Source organism: Marinobacter salinisoli, assembly GCF_017301335.1.
Lineage (GTDB): Bacteria > Pseudomonadota > Gammaproteobacteria > Pseudomonadales > Oleiphilaceae > Marinobacter > Marinobacter salinisoli.
The window spans coordinates 1,231,862-1,249,564 of record NZ_CP071247.1 but is presented as its reverse complement, the minus strand read 5'-3'; the positions used below and the strand labels follow the sequence as shown (position 1 = coordinate 1,249,564).

Sequence of the window (17,703 nt, the reverse complement as noted above, 5' to 3'; positions counted from 1 at the left end):
GCTTACTCCTTGCGCCCCAGTAATCGGGGAAAGGCATCCAGCGCGCTGTTCACCGCATCCAGATTAAAGGCCTCCACATCGGCCAGCAGCTTTTCCCCATATTGCGTCACTGACGGAGACCGGAAGCGCTGCCCCCAGGCCAGCACCCGCCGGGCAAAGTCTTTCATCGCTTCCGGATCGCCGCTTTCTCGAACCTCCTGCCACTCATCGCCGAAATCTTCCGCCAGCTGCTCCCGCAGCCAGCCTCGTTCCTGAATACTCAATTCGTGCGCGAGTAACGTCTCAGCCTCCTTCGGCTTACCAAGGTCTTCAACCTGTTTGCCCGTGGCTTCCACGTTGGGCAGCACCACGGTGAACACCGAGCCCGCATCGGCCTCGCTTTCAACCTCCAGTTCACCGCCCATCATGCGCACAAGCTTCCGGCTGATGGCCAGGCCCAGACCGGTGCCGCCGTAGCGCCGGGTGTTTTGACCCTCGCGCTGCTCGAAAGCCTCGAAAATTCGCTCCCGCTGGTCTTCCGGCACCCCGATCCCCGAATCCTTCACCGTGACCACCAGGCGATAGTGCTGAACGTCCGTAATCTGGGACTCGCCATCGTCACCGTCGGACTCTGCAGTCAGTGGCGTTGCCGTAGCCCGCACCGTCACGCCACCCTCATGGGTGAACTTGATGGCGTTGCCGACCAGATTAAACAGCACCTGACGCAGTCTCGTCTCATCCAGCATCATGGCCGCCGGCATACCGGAGTCCACGCTCACTTCGAGGGAAATTTCCTGTTCCCGGGCCCTCAGATCAAAAATATGCCGGACATCCCCCAACAACTGCCGTACAGACACCGCAGAATAATCCAGGCGCATCTTGCCGGCCTCGATGCGGGACAGATCCAGAATGTCATTAATCAACATCAGCAGGCTGCGACTTCCGGCGCGGATCGCCTCGAGGTAATTACGCTGCTGAGGATCCGTGACCGTGTTATTGAGCAAATCGCTGTAGCCAATGACCGCGTTCATCGGGGTCCGTATCTCGTGCGACATGTTGGCCAGAAATTCACTTTTGGCGCGGCTGGCCGCCTCGGCTTCCCGAGCCAGTCGCTCCGCCTCCAGTTTTGCCCCCCGCAGCTCGTCCTCACTCCGGCGCAGGGCATTCTCCGACCGGATCCGCTCGTCCACTTCCCGGGACAGTTTGCGGTTCCAGTACAGGAAGATCAGGACAACCACAACGGCGATCAGAATGACCCGACGCACCACGGTATAGTCTGGCTCCTGCTCGATATCCAGGTGAATCCACCGGTTGTAGATCGCTTCGGTTTCCGTGGCATCCAGGCTGCTGAGTGCCTGGTTCAGGATACGATGCAGTTCGGGCCGGTCAGCCTGCACGGCCAGTCGCAGGTCATAGGCGTAAGGAGTGATACTGGTGATCCGCAGATTCGACAAGCCAAGCCGGGCCACGGTGTAACTGACCGCAGGGATATGAGTCACCATCACATCCAGATCGCCATTGGACAGCGCCAGCAATCCTTCCTCCACGGTGCTCACCGGGAACAGGTTCAGCTCCGGATGATTGATCAGCAGGTAATCGTGGGCCGCATGACGATTGACCACCCCCACACGTTCGCTCTGGATCTCCCGCAAGTCGCCGATAAAACGGCCTTCGTCACGGATGGCCAGGGCAATCGGCACGTTCAGGTAGGCCTTGGTGAACAGGAAATCCTCTTCATTGCGTGGTGTCCGGGCCAGGCCTGGCAGCACATCCACCGTGCCTTCCCGGAGCTGCGCCTCGGCAGTCATGCGATCGGAGACCAGAGTTCGCTCAAAGCGCAGATTCAGTTTGTTTTCCAGCCGGGAAACCAGGTCCGACACCAGACCGCCGGGGCGACCATCCTGGGCAAACTCGAACGGCGGCCAATCCGAACGGAAGGCAACCCGAAGGTTCGGATTCTTCCTGAGCCAGTCCTGATCAGACGCCGACAGTTCCAGCCCGGTACGCTCAAGCTCCGGCACATCGGTCTGTAACCAGGAATGGCGAATCGTACGGTGCTCATAGTGATTGATGGCCGCGACCGCCTGATCCAGAACCTGGAACAAGCGGTCGTTCTTGGCGTCCACCTGCAGCACCACGTCCACCGTGCGCTGGTCCAGCAATTGCGACAGGCCAATGCCATCAATCATGGTCGACTGCAGGTATTCGGAGACCACCAGAACCGGGCCCAGAAAGGCATCGGCCCGGCCTGAAAGCACACTGCTGACCGCCTCGCCAATACTGCCCACCTCTACCGGCGTGAAGTGCTGCACGGGATCCAGCATGGGAAACTGATTGGGGTCTGACTCGATGATGGCTACCCGGCTGTTCTCCAGATCATCGAGGCTGCGGATCGACCGGTCGCCGGCGCCGATGAACAGGCCATAGGTCAGCGACATCAGCGGTTCGGTAACCCGTTTGCCGGCGGGCACCGGGGCATCGGGCAGGCGGCTGATCAGTTCGGCGTCAGCCGGCTCGGAGGCAATACCGGCCTGGCCTTGGGCAATCACCGGTTCCAGTGGTTTTTTCAGCTTGTCCGACAGACGCTGCAGGTAATCCACGTAGATACCGACCAGCGTTCCATCGCCCGTTGCGAAGATCAGCGGAACCTGCGGATTACGGATGCCAATGCGAAAGCCTTCCTGCGCTTCCAGCCAGGTCAGCTCAGAGCTCCCGAGCACCGGTGCCGGAGAAGCCTGTGGTGGATCAGCCCGCAACAATGTGGGGGCCAGAGACAACAGGCAGAGCATCACAAGGGGAAGAACGGCCTTCACTGGATATCCTTTGGGGTTCCGCTACATTTCAGGGAACCATACCTGCAATCGGGTGCAATTTCATTCGGGCAAACACTGTCGGGAGCGTCGTAGCCATGGATACCAGCAAACACACCATGAACACTTTGTTTGAACAACTTGGCCTGCCGTCCGATGAGGCAAGCGTGGATCAGTTTATCGGCAAGCATTCCCCTCTCCCGGCAGGCACCGCAATCCAGGACGCACCGTTCTGGTCAGAGAGCCAATCCAACTTTCTGGAAGAGGGCCTGGAGCAGGACAGCGACTGGGCCGAAATCATTGATGAACTGGATGCCAGGATGCGTCATTGAAGCGACGGCGCAATCACCGTACGGTTTCGTCCTGCGTCCTTGGCGTCATACAGCGCCCGGTCCGCCCGCTCAAACACGGATTCCTCGGAATCACCCGGCGCGAAGCCAGTCAGCCCCGCTGAAAAAGTGATGCTGACCGGTTCGCCGCGGAAATGGAACGGCAAACGCCCAACATGCTGCCGCAGTTTCTCGACCGCAACCTGGGCTTCCTCCGGCGAGGTTTCCGGAAACAGCAGCGCAAACTCTTCACCACCGTAGCGCGCGACGAAATCGGTTGCACGGACCCGCTCGCCCAGTTCCCGGGCGACGATCTGCAGCACTTTGTCACCGGCCTTGTGGCCGTAGGAATCATTGATGCGCTTGAAGAAATCGATATCAACCAGGCCGATGGTCAGCGGATGCCCATAGCGCTGCCAGCGACTGAATTCGAACGTCATTCGCTCCTGCCAGGCCTCACGGTTGGGCAGTTGGGTGAGCAGGTCGGTCATGGCCCGAACCCGCTCGCGCCGTACCTGATTCTGCACCTCTTCGGAGTGCGCCTCCATGGCCGCCAGCTTTTCCTGCATTGCCTGAAGCTGTTCTGAAAGCATCCGTTCGCGATCGGTTTCACGCGTCCGGAAGCGCTGCACGGCCTGCCCTATGGACGCCAGGTTCTGACTGACCGATACCTTGAGTTGCTGCAAGTCCTCGCTGGCCCGAACTTCCTGACCGACCCGTTCCAGCTCGTCGCGAATCTCCCGTTCCAGGGTTTCGCTGTCGGACAGGCGTTCGGTCTGAGCCGAAGACTGACTGGTGAAATGACTGCGCAAAAGCGCCAGCCGTTCATCGAGGTTTTTGAGGAATGCCTCGAACTCTTTCTGGCTTCGGGTCATGGCCACGATCACCAGCTCGGCAACCTGATTCAGCCCCTCCCGGAGTTCATCCCAGTTTTCACTGGTCAGCAGGGACTGCTGCAGCGACCGGGCCTGACGCTCGGCCTGATCATCCAGAGAAACACGGTCAAGCATGTAGTCAAGAAGTTCCCCGACCCGCCGGGCCAGCCGCAGACGCTGCGCGTGATCGGCCAGATCCTGCGAGTCCCCCGGCACGCCGGCCGTTGTTGTTGCCGGCGTCGAAGCGTCGTGCGGGACTTGCGAGCGTTGACGGGGTGCCACAGGCGTGGTCTCTGCAGGAGTGCGGTTGGGAGCCGCCGGGGGCTGATCGTCCAGGCGCGCCACCTGGCGGTCGATCTGTTCCTGCAGCTGGCGCCAGCCGGCAACATCGAAATGTTTCTTTTTCAGGTCCTTTCGCAGTTTGGCCAGCAACGCGTCCAGCTCCGGCGTTTGCCCTTCCGACGCGAGGCTGGTGCGCACGAGCATGCGCTGGAGCAGACTGCGTTCGTCTTGCCACTGCTTGTGCCGGGTCTCAGCGGACTCGAGCTCTTTGAAGTACTTTTCTTTCCAGGACACATCCGATGCCATTGGGCACTCCCAAATCCCTTGCACTACCACATTCGTTGTTGATCGTCCTGATCGTCACTTACTCGTGATTCTGAGCGTCCTTGTCGGAGCCACCATCATAACGCCGCCGGCGCGCACGGGGGTGACTCTTGTCATAAACCTGAGCGAGATGCTGGAAATCGAGGTGGGTATACACCTGGGTTGTCGCAATGTCGGCATGTCCGAGCAGTTCCTGAACCGCCCTCAGGTCACCGCTGGACTCCAGCATATGACTGGCAAACGAGTGTCGGAGCATATGCGGGTGGAGCCGCTGATCGGCCCCTTTCACCAGCCCCCAGCGACTCAGTCGCGACTGAATACTGCGGTGGCTCAGGCGATCGCCGCGCTGGCTGACGAACAGGGCCTGCTCGGCATCCGATGCCATGCCGGACCGGACCGGCAGCCAGGCCCGAATCGCCGCCACGGCCTTGCGACCCACCGGTAGATCCCGTTCCTTGCCACCTTTACCCTGCACCCGAACCTGGCTGCCTCGAAGGTCCACGGAATCGAGATCCAGGGCCGCCAACTCCGATAGCCGCAGGCCAGACGAATAGATCAGTTCAAACATGCAAACGTCCCTGATTTCCAGCGGGTCGTCCGGGAGGGAATCGAGCAGATGGTTAACCTGATCCACATCGGCCACCTTGGGCAGCCGACGGCCACTCTTCGGCGCTCTGATGTCGAGCGCAGGATTATCGGTGGCGAGTTTTTCGCGCACCAGAAAGCGATAGAAGCGCCGGATGGCGGAGAGATGGCGGGCGATACTGCGACCACTCAGACCCTGCCGTGTCAGGTCCGCCACGTACCGGCGCACATCATGGGAGTTCGGCGCCTGCCACTGGTGATACTGGTGCTGATTCAGCCAGACCGCGAACCGGTTCAAGTCGCGCTGGTAGCTGTCACAGGTACGTTGCGAATGCCGGGTTTCCGATGCCAGGTGGTCAAAGAAGGCCGCGAGGGGGTCAGCGAGCGAACCCGGCACCGCGACCTCTGGCACAGCTGCGTGCACTCAGGGCTTCTCCGCGGTCCGGTCAGCGGTTCCGGCCCCAGCGCTGTGGCGCTCGAGCATCGGCGGCAACAGCCGGCTCAGGGTGTCGCTGATGTAGCTGAGAAACAACGACCCCATGCTCTGGTCGAAATAACCCGGCTGACAACTACCCACCGCAAAAACGCCCACCAGACCCTGACTTCGCAGTGGCACCAGTGCAACTGAGGCGATCGGTTCGTCGCGGTTGGGAAACAGGAAATTCCGTTCGCTTTCCCGGAACTGGCCGCAGACGGCACGGTCGCCTTCGAGCAAACTGCCCAGGCGTTCCTGCGCATCCTGCGGCGTCACCACGTGCAGTGCGCCCTGGGACGCATCTGGCAGCTTAGTGTCGGTGACCAGAAGCACCGAGGCCGCATCCAGGCCGAAATCACCACGTATGCTGTCGTCGATGACCGCCGCCATGTCGTTGACGTTACGTGCTTCAATCACCTGCAGCAGCATACGCTTGCTCTTTTCGAACAAACGCTCGTTCTGGCGGGCGATGGACACCAGTTCGCTCAATTCATGCTGGAGCGTGTCCCGCTGCTCCCGGTACAGATGCACCTGTCTTTCTACCAGGGAAATGGCCCGGCCACTGTCGTGGGGCAAGGTCAGTCCGCGCAGCAGCTCATCCTGATCGACAAAGAAGTCCGGGTTGTCCTGCAGATACTGCACCACCTGTTCGCGGGTTATTTCCTCAGCCGTCTGCTGGGCCGTCTGCTCTGTCATGCTCTGTCTCCTGATGGTCAGGACCGCTGTCTTGCGGGCTTGCCCTGTTTCGGGCGACGGCTCGGCTTGTCGCCGCCCGGCAGTCGCAACTGGCCTTCAAAGACCGTGGTTGCGGGGCCATCCATCATAACAGGGGCCCCATCCCCCTTCCATTCAATGACCAGCCGGCCACCGAGCAGCTCCACCTCGACCCGGCTATCGAGTAACCCCCGCAGACAGCCAGCCACGACGGCAGCACAGGCGCCAGATCCGCAGGCCAGGGTTTCCCCGGCACCCCGTTCATAGACCCGCAAGCGGGCGTGACTGCGATCAACAATCTGTAAAAAACCAATATTGGCCCTGGCCGGAAACCGGGGGTGTGATTCCAGCCGTGGCCCCAGGGTTTCCACCGGAGCCGTGTCTACATTGTCCACCACCAAGACGCCATGGGGGTTACCCATGGAGACGGCGCTGAGATCCACCGTCTGCCCGTCCACGTCAACGGTGTAGACGGTTTTCTGTCGATCCGCAGCGAAGGGAATGGCAGGGGGATTGAGCTCCGGCACCCCCATATTGACGGTCACCATTCCCTGCCTGCCAACCCGGAGTTCGATGACGCCCTTGGCGGTCTGAACCCGGATGATCTTCTTGTTGGTCAACCGCTGATCGCGTACGAAGCTGGCAAAACACCGGGCACCGTTGCCGCATTGCTCCACCTCGGAACCGTCCGCGTTGAAGATCCGGTAACGGAAATCCACATCCGGCAGGCCCGGCGGCTCCACCACCAGAAGCTGATCAAAGCCGATACCAAAGTTCCGGTCCGACAACTTGCGGATCATATCGGGCCGCAGACGGAACGGTTGGCTGATGGCGTCCACCACCATGAAATCATTGCCCAGGCCGTGCATCTTGGTGAAGCGCAGTGACGGGCCCTGCCCCCGGCGATGCTGACTCATTTCCCCGGTCTCCCTCATTCCGGCAGACAACTTTCGGGTGCGAGCTGGTCCTCAAGGGTTTCCCGCCGCCGAACCACATGCACCTGGTCACCATCCACCATCAACTCAGGCGGGCGGTTACGGGTGTTGTAGTTCGAGCTCATGACGAACCCGTAGGCCCCGGCTGAACGCACCGCCAGCAGATCACCGGGCTGCAGGCTGAGGTTGCGGTCTTTGCCCAGGAAATCGCCGGTTTCACAGACCGGCCCCACCAGGTCCCAGCTTTTTTCCGCACCATCCTGACGGGGCTTGGCGGGCACGATCGCCTGCCAGGCGCTGTAGAGCGCCGGACGGATCAGATCGTTCATGGCCGCATCAATGACGGCAAAATTCTTGTGTTCGGTGCATTTGAGGATTTCCACCCGGGTCAGCAGGATGCCCGCATTAGCGGCGATGGAGCGGCCAGGCTCAACCACCAGTTCAAGCTGCCGGTCTCCAAGACGCTCGACCAGGGCGCGCACGTAATCCGATGGCTGTGGCGGATGCTCCTGATCGTAGGTGACGCCCAGGCCGCCGCCCATGTCCAAATGGCGAATTGTGATGCCTTGCTCGGCGAGGGTATCGATCAGCTCCACCACCCGATCAAGGGCATCGAGGAATGGATCGACGGACGTGAGCTGGGACCCGATATGGCAGTCGACACCAATGATGTTCAGGTTTGGCAGACGGCTGGCCCGGGCGTAAACCGCCGGTGCCTCGGCGATATCAATGCCGAATTTGTTTTCTTTCAGACCGGTGGAAATGTACGGATGGGTGCCCGCATCCACATCCGGATTCACCCGCAGTGAAACGGGTGCGCGAACGCCGAGCTCACCGGCCACCGCATTCAGGCGATCCAGCTCGGTGTCGGATTCCACGTTAAAGCAGCGCACGCCCGCCTCCAGGGCGCGACGCATTTCCCATTCCTGTTTGCCAACGCCAGAAAACACCACTTTGGATGCCGTGCCGCCCGCCCTGAGCACCCGCTCAAGCTCGCCGGCAGATACGATATCGAAGCCCGCACCCAGCCGGGCCAGGACATTGAGCACCGCCAGATTGCTGTTGGCTTTCACCGCGTAGCACACCAGATGAGGCAAGCCACTCATGGCATCGTCATAGGCCCGGTAATGACGCTCCAGCGTCGCCCGTGAATAAACATAGGCCGGCGTACCAAAACGCTCAGCAATCTCGGAGACGGGCACGTCCTCGGCAAACAGCTCGCCGTTGCGGTAATTGAAGTGGTCCATGGTTTCCCTAAATCGTCAAACGGGCACAGAGCAGACCGACTACTGGTCAGTGTCGTCGTCTTCACGCGCCGGCTGGCCATCGGCCGGAGCTTCGGAACGACTGGATGCGTCCGGCTCCGGCAGATACAGATCGCCTTTCTGTCCGCACCCCTGAAGCACCGGCATCAGACTCAGGCTGGCCAATAAAAGCGTTATGGCGCGCATTCCTGCAACCTCTACATGTGTTTTGGCCTGAGTATACCCGAGACGCAACCTGCCCGGCGAGGACACGATCACGACGCCTCCAGCGCCTGGTTCAGCAAGCGCTCCAGTGCCGAGCGATAGTACAGGTACTGGCTGGTCTGGATATCCTGCTGATAGGCCTCCGGTGCCAGATCGTTGGGCAGATGAACATCGGTCAGGTAGACCGGGTAGTCAGCGCCAGCCCGCCTCTGCGACCGGATAAACTGAGCGACGGCCGGAATTAACTGGTCGCCATGCTCCTGGACCGTAAACTCCTGATTGCCGCAAAACAGATCGAAACGGACGGGGCCGTCCCCCTCCTGCACGCCCACCGCCTGCACTTCCAGGCCAGGTGGCGGGGCGGTATGGCCGGAGTCTTTACACCTTACCGTGGACCATTGGCCGTGGCGCAGCACCACCTCCCGACACTGAACTGACGACGAAGTAATGGACGAATAGCCCTGCCTGAGCATTCGGCGTTCCAGCACATTTTCCAGGAATCGCATCAGGGGCACCAGCAGGTAACGGCGGTCACCCAGCGGCTGTTCCCAACAGGACAACGAACCGACTTCATCCACCACCCAGATTCGCGCACGCTGCCCTCGAAGCCAGAAGAACACCTGAACATTATCCGGTTCGCTGGCCTGGCAAACCGCGCGTAACGCCGGATCCTCCGGGATTGCGCAGCGGTCGAACACCACCGGCAGGAACCGGGCCTGGGGCAAGGTCAGATGTTCCAGCAGATCTGCAAAGCTATCGAGCGCGACGAAGCCCGGCTCAGCCCCGTGGAATTGAAGCAGGAAGTAGCGCCGGTCCATTTCGATCACGTAACGCAACGGGTGGGGCCCGCTGTCGCCCGCAAAAAAATGATTCAGCACGTCATCGAACAGCTCTTGCACCCGACGGGCAATTGCGGCGCCGTGTCCACGGTTGTGGGCATGCACCCGAATGTCGGGAACCCGAGCAGGGCTGGCCGCAACGGAGGCCAGAACATTCTTCAGGCACTGCACCAGGGTATCCCCGGTGGCGTAGTGCTGAAGGCTCACCTCGTGCCAGCTGTTGAAGGTGATCTGATCGATGGTCACCACCAGGTTTTCCCGACCACCGCTGAACCCCAGCGAGTCGTGCCGGGCACTGAGTTTGTGCAGTCCTTTTTCGGTCAGGCGGGACTGGGGATCAACACCCACGTTCACCAACAACAGGTGGCGCAGCGGATGCAGACTCTCGGACAACGCATCCCGGCCGGCCGGGGCAATCGGAAACGGCAGGAATTCGGTCAGCGCATCCAGCATCTCCCGCAATTCACTCACCGAGGCAACCGTCCGCCCGGCGCGGACATTCAGGCGCGTGGAGCGGTTCAGCAGGCCGTTGCAGTAACACCAGAGCATCAGCTCAGCCAGGTGCCCGGAACGACGGATAACCGGTTGCCAGAAGGCATCGGTGGGATCTTCCAGGTCCCGGTACAGCTGCCAGCCATCACCGCCGCCCTGATAGGACTGGTGATGAAACGACAGGTTTTCCTCCGTCAGTGACGGCACCAGCCCCGGGTTGATCGGTTCGACCTTGCCCGCCTTGCGCTGAAACGCCGCGTACAGCTTGCGCCCCAGCAAGTTGATATCGTGTTCACTGATCGACACCTCAGCGCCGTGTTCCCGGGCCAGGCGCGACAGCAGCCGGTAACTGTGGGACAGTTCGGCCACGATGGTCCGGCGAATCCGGATCACGTCCTCGGCCCGCCAGGCGTGGCGATTATCCAGTTCCACCAGAATGGCCTCGGACCATTGCCATCGGGCGATCAGATCACCCAGCAAGCGAACCCGCCACTGGTCCGCCGACGCCTCTGCCCGCGTCAGCGGCAGGCCGGCCTTCAGATACAGGCTACGGCGCACCAGATCGAGCCTTTCCGGCGCATTACTGTCGTTGAGCCAGGTTTCCAGGCGCTGGTAAAGCTGAACGTAGGGGTCCAGGACATCGGCACTGGACTCACCCGCAAAGACGGCCTGCTTGAATACCCCTGACAGCAACGGCCAGTGGCGCGTCTGGGCGTAGCACTCAATCAGCAGCAACTTGAGAAGCGATTTCCAGGGCGCGTCGATACCCTTGTAAAGCTGCCACACGCCCGCCCCAAGGAACTCGCCCTCGGGCACCGACGGCACCGGGCCGAAATCAATGTAGTCGTTCCCCTTCACGAACCGGCAATCCACCAGCTGGCGCATGCGGTCATCGTAACGGGCCTCCTGCTCAGGCGGAATCAGCCACCACATCGGGTACTTGCCACCCAGGTGAATCGCAGTGCGGTAGAACTCATCCAGCAGCAGATAATGCTGCGCGCTGCCGCAATTCTCCCCTTTCACCTCCGCCCGCTGCCGGCCGGCACGCCAATCGTCGGCACTGAACACGAAGACATGCAGCTCAACCCCCAGAGAGGCGGCCCACCGGGACAGTTGTTCGGCCTTTCGCTCCAGGCAGACAACACCCCGCTCCGACAGGTCGGCGCGGTGGCAAAGCCAGACATCCAGATCGCTGGCCACCGAGTGGCCGAGTGAGCCGGGACTGCCCATCAGAAACAGCGCGTCCAGATCGGGCTTGCGCTTGCCCTCATCCCGCAGGCTGAAAGTGCGAGCCAGGCGGCGGGCGGCGTTCAAGGTATCGGATGACGGTTGGTAGCCGCTCAGCCCAAACGGACAGTCACGGTCGAGGTAACCGGGCAAAGAGGGATGATTAACATGGAATACCAGCGGCAGGATCTCGAGCACGATCTGCTGGCGATAGGTCAGCGACGACCGGGCCCGTTCCCAGCGCTGTGCGTTCAGAGCCAGGAACCGGTCCCGCAGGCGCCGCAGAGTCTTGCGGTCAATCCCCTCGTCGAAATCGAGAGTGATCGGGGCAACGTGGGCAGTCAAGGCGGCTCCTGGGAGAGGTTCTTTTCGGCGTCAGGATCAGTATTATGTGGGCTGCATCGTGGCAAAACCGGCAGAAAAATAAAAGTACGTTGTCACGCGTTCCGGATCTCCGGCACCCCGTTCCCAAGATTACCGAGGCTCATCCGTCGTGAAAGAGTTCGTCATTCGTCGCTACCGTGCTGATCAGCCACAGACTTCCGACCGCAGTACCCTGCTGCGCATCGACGATGAAGGTACGGTTCTGTTCGCCGACCGCTACGTCGAAGCGGTACTGGGTTATGAGCCCCGAGAACTGCAGGGGCAGTCGGTCCACGGCATACTGGCATCGCGACAGGACGACCCTTTCGTACCCGCCAACTGGAACCGGATCGAGCGCGGTCACAAGGTGCTGGTGACCTTCCGGCACAAAGAAGGCTTTTTCTTCACCGCCAGCCTCAGCATGCGCCTGAGCATGCGCGACTCGGACACCGCAGCTTCAGCGACCATTTCCCACCGCGACATCGGCGCGACCGACCCCCGACTGCTGAAACTGGCCGAGGACACCGCCAGTGCCGGGATCTGGGAGCTCGACACCCAGAGCAATGAAATGACCTGGACCGATGGCCTGTACCGCCTTCTGGAACTGCGCACGGATACCGAGATCACCCCCGAACAGGCGCTTTTCTACTGCCAGACCGGTCAGTCCCGGGTGCGAGCAATGTTTCGCCGCTGCCTCCGTACCGGGCAACCGTTTTCGCTGCAGCTGGACATCCTGACCTCCCGGCAGAATGTGCGCAGGGTGACCATCACCGGCCGCGCGCTGAAGCTGGCGGATCGCGCCAACCGGGTCGGCGGCACCATTGTTGACCAGACCCGCGAGATGCAACGGGACCAGGCCCGCCGTGACGCCAACCGGATTCTGGCCGCCACCACCGCCGCCACCCCGGATCTGGTGGCGGCGGTGGACCGGGAGCTCAACCTGCTGCACTGCAACCATGCGTTCGTCCAGCAGTTCGAGACCATTTTCAACGCCCGGCCAAAAGCCGGCGACAACCTGAAGGCGCTGCTGCACGACTACCCCAATGAGCGACGCTTGATCGAACGGCTATGGCAGCGGGCCCTGGAGCGGGACAGCTTCGTGGTGGAAATGCCCCTGGCGCAGCAGAACAGGGAACTACCGGTGTACGAGTTCCACTACCAGCGCCTGACCAATGATCAGGGCGAAACCACCGGCGCGGTGCATGTGGCCCGCGACATCACCCAGCGCGTCAGCCACAGTGCCAGCAGTGACTACCGCATTCGCCACGACCCGGTCACCGGCCTGATGAACCGGCGCGCCTTTATCGCCAGCTTGCTGAGAACACTGGAACAAAAAACCCATCGGGAATCCTGCGACAGCCTGCTGTACCTCGATCTCGACAAATTCGAACGCTTCAACGACCTGACCGGCAGCGGAACCTGCGATCGCTACCTGCGGGAACTGGCCGGCAATCTGGGCGTCCGGGTTCGCCAGCGGGATGCCTTGTCCCGCCTGTCCGGCGATACCTTTGCCCTGCTGATTGAAAATTGTCCGGAAACACGAGCCAGGAAGATTGCCGACAGCATCCTTGCGTCCATCTCTGAATTCGTCTTCCAGTGGCAGGGTGAAAGCCTGCAGACCACCGCCTCCGGTGGCCTGTTGATCATGGACAGCGATGTCCCGAGCGATCCCGAGCTGTTGCTGAGCCAGGCGGCAGACCTGTGCCACGTTGCCAAGATTTCCGGCCGCAACCGTATTCATGCCGCCCATGCCGTGGGCGAGCATGTCGACGACAGCCAGGTGTCTGACCAGGTTGACCAGATCCGGGAGGCTCTGGACAACAACCGGCTGATCCTCGAATACCAATCCTTCAAGCCCGTCGCCAGCGCCACCTGGGGCGACCACATTGAAATCCTGGCCCGCGTTCCCGGTGACAAGGCAACCCAGAATGCGTTGCGACCGGACCAGTTCCTGCCCATCGCCGAACGCTTTGATCTGGCCAAGCGCCTGGACCGCCAGGTGATCCGGCAGACCTTCGCCTGGCTGAATGAGCAGCCCCTGCTGGAACCCCGACTCAAGTACTGCGGCTTCAACCTGTCGTTGGCGAGCGTGCTCGATGACACCTTTGCGGACTTTGTGGAAAGCCTGCTGAGTGACTCAAGCTTTGATTCGGAAAGCTTCTGCTTTGAAATTCGCGAAGCCCACGCCACCCAGTATCCGGATGACGTCTCGGTGCTGTGTGATGCCCTGCATCGGGTCGGCTGTCGAGTCGCATTGGACGGTGCCGGCGCCTCGATTGAGAGCTATCGCCTGGCGGCCAGGTTGCCGGTGGATATCATCAAGCTGGATCGACGGATGATGGAGCATCTGGAGGATGATCCGGTGCAACAGGTGATGGTCGAAGCCCTGCACCGGATTGCGGAAGCGGCAGGCAAAGTGACCGTCGCAACCTTTATCGAGAACGAGGACACCCTGCGCAAGGTGCGCACCTTGGGCATCCATTACGGCCAGGGATTCAAGCTGTCCCTCCCCCGGCCGCTATCCGAGCTGACGCCGGCGGCGGTTCAGCTCACTACCGGGCGAATCGGCGGTTAGCCAGGCGCCCGGCAGTGATGGCGCGTCAGCCCGTCAGCTGAGTGCGGGCACGCGCCACGGCCGCCCGCACCTGATCCGGAGCAGTCCCGCCCAGATGGTTCCGCGCCTGCACCGAACCTTCCAGAGTCAGTACATCGAACACATCTTCACCAATGACATCGGAGAACTGACGCAGCTCTTCCAGAGTCATGTCAGACAGGTCACGCCCCTCGGCCACGCCGAACGCGACGGACTTGCCGACAATTTCATGGGCATCCCGGAACGCAACCCCTTGCTTCACCAGGTAATCCGCCAAATCGGTGGCCGTTGAGAAGCCCCGTTTGGCGGCGACGCGCATGTTGTCTGCCTTGGCGCGAATCGCCGGCACCATATCGGCGTAGGCCTTCAGGCAGCCCTTGATGGTATCGACGGTGTCAAACAGCGGCTCCTTGTCTTCCTGATTGTCCTTGTTGTAGGCCAGCGGCTGGCTTTTCATCAGGGTGAGCAGGCTGATCAGGTGACCGTTCACCCGACCCGTCTTGCCCCGCACCAGCTCAGGCACATCCGGGTTCTTCTTCTGCGGCATGATCGACGACCCTGTGCAGAACCGGTCCGGCAGATCGATGAAGTCGAACTGGGCCGACGTCCACAGCACCAGCTCTTCACTGAAGCGGGACAGATGGGTCATCAGCAGTGACGCGAAGCTGCAGAACTCGATGGCAAAATCCCGGTCACTGACCGAATCCAGCGAGTTCTCAGTCGGGCGATCAAACCCCAGCAGCTCGGCAGTCATGTTTCGGTCGATCGGGTAAGTGGTGCCGGCCAGGGCGGCCGCGCCCAGGGGCATCACGTTCACCCGCTTGCGGCAGTCCTGCAGGCGATCGGCGTCGCGTACCAGCATTTCGTACCACGCCAGCAGATGGTGCCCGAACGTCACCGGCTGGGCGGTTTGCAGGTGGGTAAAACCGGGCATGATGGTGTCCGCCTCGCGCTCGGCCAGATCCAGCAAACCGGCCTGCAGGCGATTGAGTTCTTCAGCAATCACATCGATCTCATCCCGCAGGTACAAACGGATATCGGTGGCAACCTGGTCATTCCGGCTGCGCCCGGTATGCAGTTTCTTACCCGTGATACCGATCCGGTCAGTCAGGCGGGCTTCGATGTTCATATGAACGTCTTCCAGGCTGACAGACCACTCGAAGGCACCCGACTCGATGTCTGACTTCACAGCCTTCAGGCCGTCGATAATGGTGTCCCGTTCCTGCTCAGTAAGCACGCCCACCGCGGCCAGCATGGTGGCGTGGGCAATGGAGCCGGTGATGTCATGGTGGTACAGACGCTGATCAAAGCCGACCGAAGCGGTAAAACGCTCAACAAAGGCATCGGTGGGCTCGCTGAAACGTCCACCCCAGGGTTTTTCGGAGGTTGTGCTCTGTTCAGATTTTTTCTGATCCGTCATGATCTATCTTTCCTGCTGACAGCCCGGCATCATCTGGCGGGAGGTAATAAGGTACATTGGATGTGGCGCGAGTATAGCATTCCGACCCGTGTAAGGAGCCACCCCTGAGAGGCGACAAAGCAGTAACAGCCAACGACTTTTTCGTTCCGGACCTGTGCCGGGTGCGGGCCGTTTTCATGCTACTGGTGACCAGTGAGCTCCTGGTGCTGGTGCTGGCCATTGTGCAGGCCGAATCCGGCTGGATCGACTGGAGTTTTTTTGGTCTGCTGTCGTTATTTGTGCAGTGGACCACCCTCACCAGCGCAGCGCTGATCTGTGTGCTTCGGGGCAAACTGGCCCAGCTTTCCATACCCCTGGCCACGCTCTGTATTGTCACAATCGTGCTGCTGGATGTCCTGGCCTTCAGTCTGTTTGCCGACAGCCTCCTGCAGCCCAACCAGGGCGTATCGGCCTGGCAAAGCATTGCCAAGAAAATGCTGATGGCACTGCTTATTGTGTTGATCGCGCTGCGTTATTTTTACCTGCAGCACCAATGGCAACAACAGCGAGAGGCGGAAATGCAGGCGCACCTGGCGGCACTGCAAGCGAGGATTCAGCCCCACTTTCTGTTCAACAGCATGAACACCATCGCCAGCCTCATTGCCATCAACCCGGAACAGGCCGAAGAGGCGGTGCTCGATCTGTCCGAGCTGTTCCGGGCCAGCCTGCGCAACACCGACCAGCTGGTGCCGCTCGGGCGGGAACTGGAACTGTGCCAACGCTACCTGGGCATTGAGGCCCTGCGCCTGGGGGATCGCCTGCACGTCGAGTGGCACATTGATCCGGCACTGGAGCGGCAGGCCATTCCGCCACTGGCCCTGCAACCGCTGGTCGAGAACGCCATTTACCATGGCATCCAGCCCAGTGCCGCCGGCGGCACGGTACGCATCGAAGCGCAGGCCCGGGGCCAGTTTGTCTACCTGTTAGTGCAGAACCCCAAGCCGGATCAGACCGATCGCCAACACGAAGGCAACCGTATGGCACTGTCCAACATTCAGTCCCGCCTTGCCGCCCTGTTCGGCGAGCCCGCGGTGTTGAAACACAGTCAGCAGAACGATACGTATACCGTCACCCTGCGACTGCCGCGCCAGAATGTCCCGGCCCAATCCGGCACCGGATCAACCCACTAACCGCAACGACGAGGTGCAGCGCACTGCCATGACCAACCGCCGCATTCTGATTGCCGACGACGAGCCTCTGGCGCGCGAGCGCCTGCGACGCCTGGTGGACGCCTTGCCCGGTTACGAAGTCTGCGGAGAGGCGACCGATGGCGACAACGCCCTTGCTCAGGTAGCGGAACTGGAGCCGGACATCATGCTGCTGGACATCCGCATGCCCGGTTTGGACGGCATGGCGGCGGCGGCCCGGCTGGGGCAAGTCGCTAACCCGCCGGCTCTTATTTTCTGTACCGCTTACGATAACTATGCGATTCAGGCCTTCGGGGTACAGGCCATGGCGTATCTGCTCAAGCCGGTGCGCAAGGAAGCCCTGGCCGACGCTCTGCAGCGCGCCGGGCGCATTAACCGGGTTCAGGCCCAGACTCTGGGCAACCTGACTCAGGCCAGCGACGAGCAACTGGCAGTGCGCACTCATCGCGGCACCGAACTCATCGACCTCGCCAACATCCTGTACTGCGAGGCCGATCAGAAGTACGTCACCCTGCACCACACTCAGGGCGAAACCGTGTCCGATTACACCCTGAAAGAACTCGAGAGCACGTATCCCAATCACCTGCTGCGTATACATCGCCAGACCCTGGTGGGCGTCCGCTTCATTCAGGCCCTGACACGGACGGATGAGGGCCAGGCGATGGTCCAGCTCAAGGCCGGACGTGGCCACCTGCCGGTCAGCCGTCGCCATGCCAGTGGCGTGCGCCAGTGGCTGCAGGACCACCAACCGGGATAGAGGCCCATGGCGACGCCCGGGCGCGGGACATTTTACCAATCACAAGGT

Annotated in this window: 13 protein-coding genes; 4 read left to right on the top strand and 9 right to left on the bottom strand. The window is 61.3% G+C overall.

Annotation, left to right across the window (positions count from 1 at the left end; translation table 11 throughout):
* Positions 1-2: 2 nt before the first annotated feature.
* On the bottom strand, positions 3-2,792 hold the full coding sequence (locus LPB19_RS05630; RefSeq protein WP_407943941.1) for an ATP-binding protein: 2,790 nt from the start codon (positions 2,790-2,792) through the stop codon (positions 3-5).
* 95 nt (positions 2,793-2,887) lie between these two features.
* Here LPB19_RS05630 and LPB19_RS05625 point away from each other — a divergent pair, with 95 nt between their 5' ends.
* Complete coding sequence (locus LPB19_RS05625; RefSeq protein ID WP_206645121.1) at positions 2,888-3,121, top strand: DUF2789 domain-containing protein; 234 nt, start codon at positions 2,888-2,890, stop codon at positions 3,119-3,121.
* On the opposite strand, the gene LPB19_RS05620 is transcribed toward LPB19_RS05625, so the two are convergent.
* From LPB19_RS05620 to LPB19_RS05590, 7 genes are all read right to left on the bottom strand, one after another.
* The gene (locus LPB19_RS05620; RefSeq protein WP_206645120.1) at positions 3,115-4,581 is read right to left on the bottom strand and encodes a GGDEF domain-containing protein; all 1,467 of its coding nucleotides are present in this window, start codon (positions 4,579-4,581) and stop codon (positions 3,115-3,117) included. The genes LPB19_RS05625 and LPB19_RS05620 overlap by 7 nt on opposite strands.
* A 58-nt stretch (positions 4,582-4,639) precedes the next feature.
* On the bottom strand, positions 4,640-5,608 hold the full coding sequence (xerC, locus tag LPB19_RS05615; protein WP_407943940.1) for a tyrosine recombinase XerC: 969 nt from the start codon (positions 5,606-5,608) through the stop codon (positions 4,640-4,642).
* Complete coding sequence (locus tag LPB19_RS05610; protein ID WP_206645119.1) at positions 5,609-6,355, bottom strand: DUF484 family protein; 747 nt, start codon at positions 6,353-6,355, stop codon at positions 5,609-5,611.
* 17 nt (positions 6,356-6,372) lie between these two features.
* Positions 6,373-7,290: a diaminopimelate epimerase gene (dapF, locus tag LPB19_RS05605; protein WP_206645118.1), complete on the bottom strand. Its 918-nt coding sequence runs from the start codon at positions 7,288-7,290 to the stop codon at positions 6,373-6,375.
* Between the two features lie 14 nt (positions 7,291-7,304).
* On the bottom strand, positions 7,305-8,555 hold the full coding sequence (gene lysA, locus LPB19_RS05600) for a diaminopimelate decarboxylase (RefSeq protein WP_206645117.1): 1,251 nt from the start codon (positions 8,553-8,555) through the stop codon (positions 7,305-7,307).
* 39 nt (positions 8,556-8,594) lie between these two features.
* Positions 8,595-8,759 (bottom strand): LPS translocon maturation chaperone LptM, encoded by a 165-nt coding sequence (gene lptM, locus LPB19_RS05595; RefSeq protein ID WP_206645116.1) that lies wholly within the window; start codon positions 8,757-8,759, stop codon positions 8,595-8,597.
* Between the two features lie 68 nt (positions 8,760-8,827).
* The gene (locus LPB19_RS05590) at positions 8,828-11,680 is read right to left on the bottom strand and encodes a class I adenylate cyclase (protein ID WP_206645115.1); all 2,853 of its coding nucleotides are present in this window, start codon (positions 11,678-11,680) and stop codon (positions 8,828-8,830) included.
* A 148-nt stretch (positions 11,681-11,828) separates the two neighbouring features.
* Between LPB19_RS05590 and LPB19_RS05585 the strand changes: the two genes are divergently transcribed.
* Positions 11,829-14,273, top strand: coding sequence for an EAL domain-containing protein (locus LPB19_RS05585; RefSeq protein ID WP_206645114.1), 2,445 nt, complete (start codon positions 11,829-11,831; stop codon positions 14,271-14,273).
* A gap of 25 nt (positions 14,274-14,298) precedes the next feature.
* Here LPB19_RS05585 and argH read toward each other — a convergent pair whose 3' ends face one another.
* Positions 14,299-15,711, bottom strand: a complete 1,413-nt coding sequence (gene argH / locus LPB19_RS05580; RefSeq protein WP_206645113.1) for an argininosuccinate lyase — start codon at positions 15,709-15,711, stop codon at positions 14,299-14,301.
* Positions 15,712-15,887: 176 nt separating this feature from the next.
* On the opposite strand from argH, the gene LPB19_RS05575 reads away from it, so the two are divergent.
* Together LPB19_RS05575 and LPB19_RS05570 are read left to right on the top strand one after the other, a co-directional pair.
* Positions 15,888-16,880: a sensor histidine kinase gene (locus tag LPB19_RS05575; RefSeq protein ID WP_206645112.1), complete on the top strand. Its 993-nt coding sequence runs from the start codon at positions 15,888-15,890 to the stop codon at positions 16,878-16,880.
* Between the two features lie 28 nt (positions 16,881-16,908).
* Positions 16,909-17,655: a LytR/AlgR family response regulator transcription factor gene (locus LPB19_RS05570; protein WP_206645111.1), complete on the top strand. Its 747-nt coding sequence runs from the start codon at positions 16,909-16,911 to the stop codon at positions 17,653-17,655.
* The last annotated feature ends 48 nt before the right edge of the window (positions 17,656-17,703 follow it).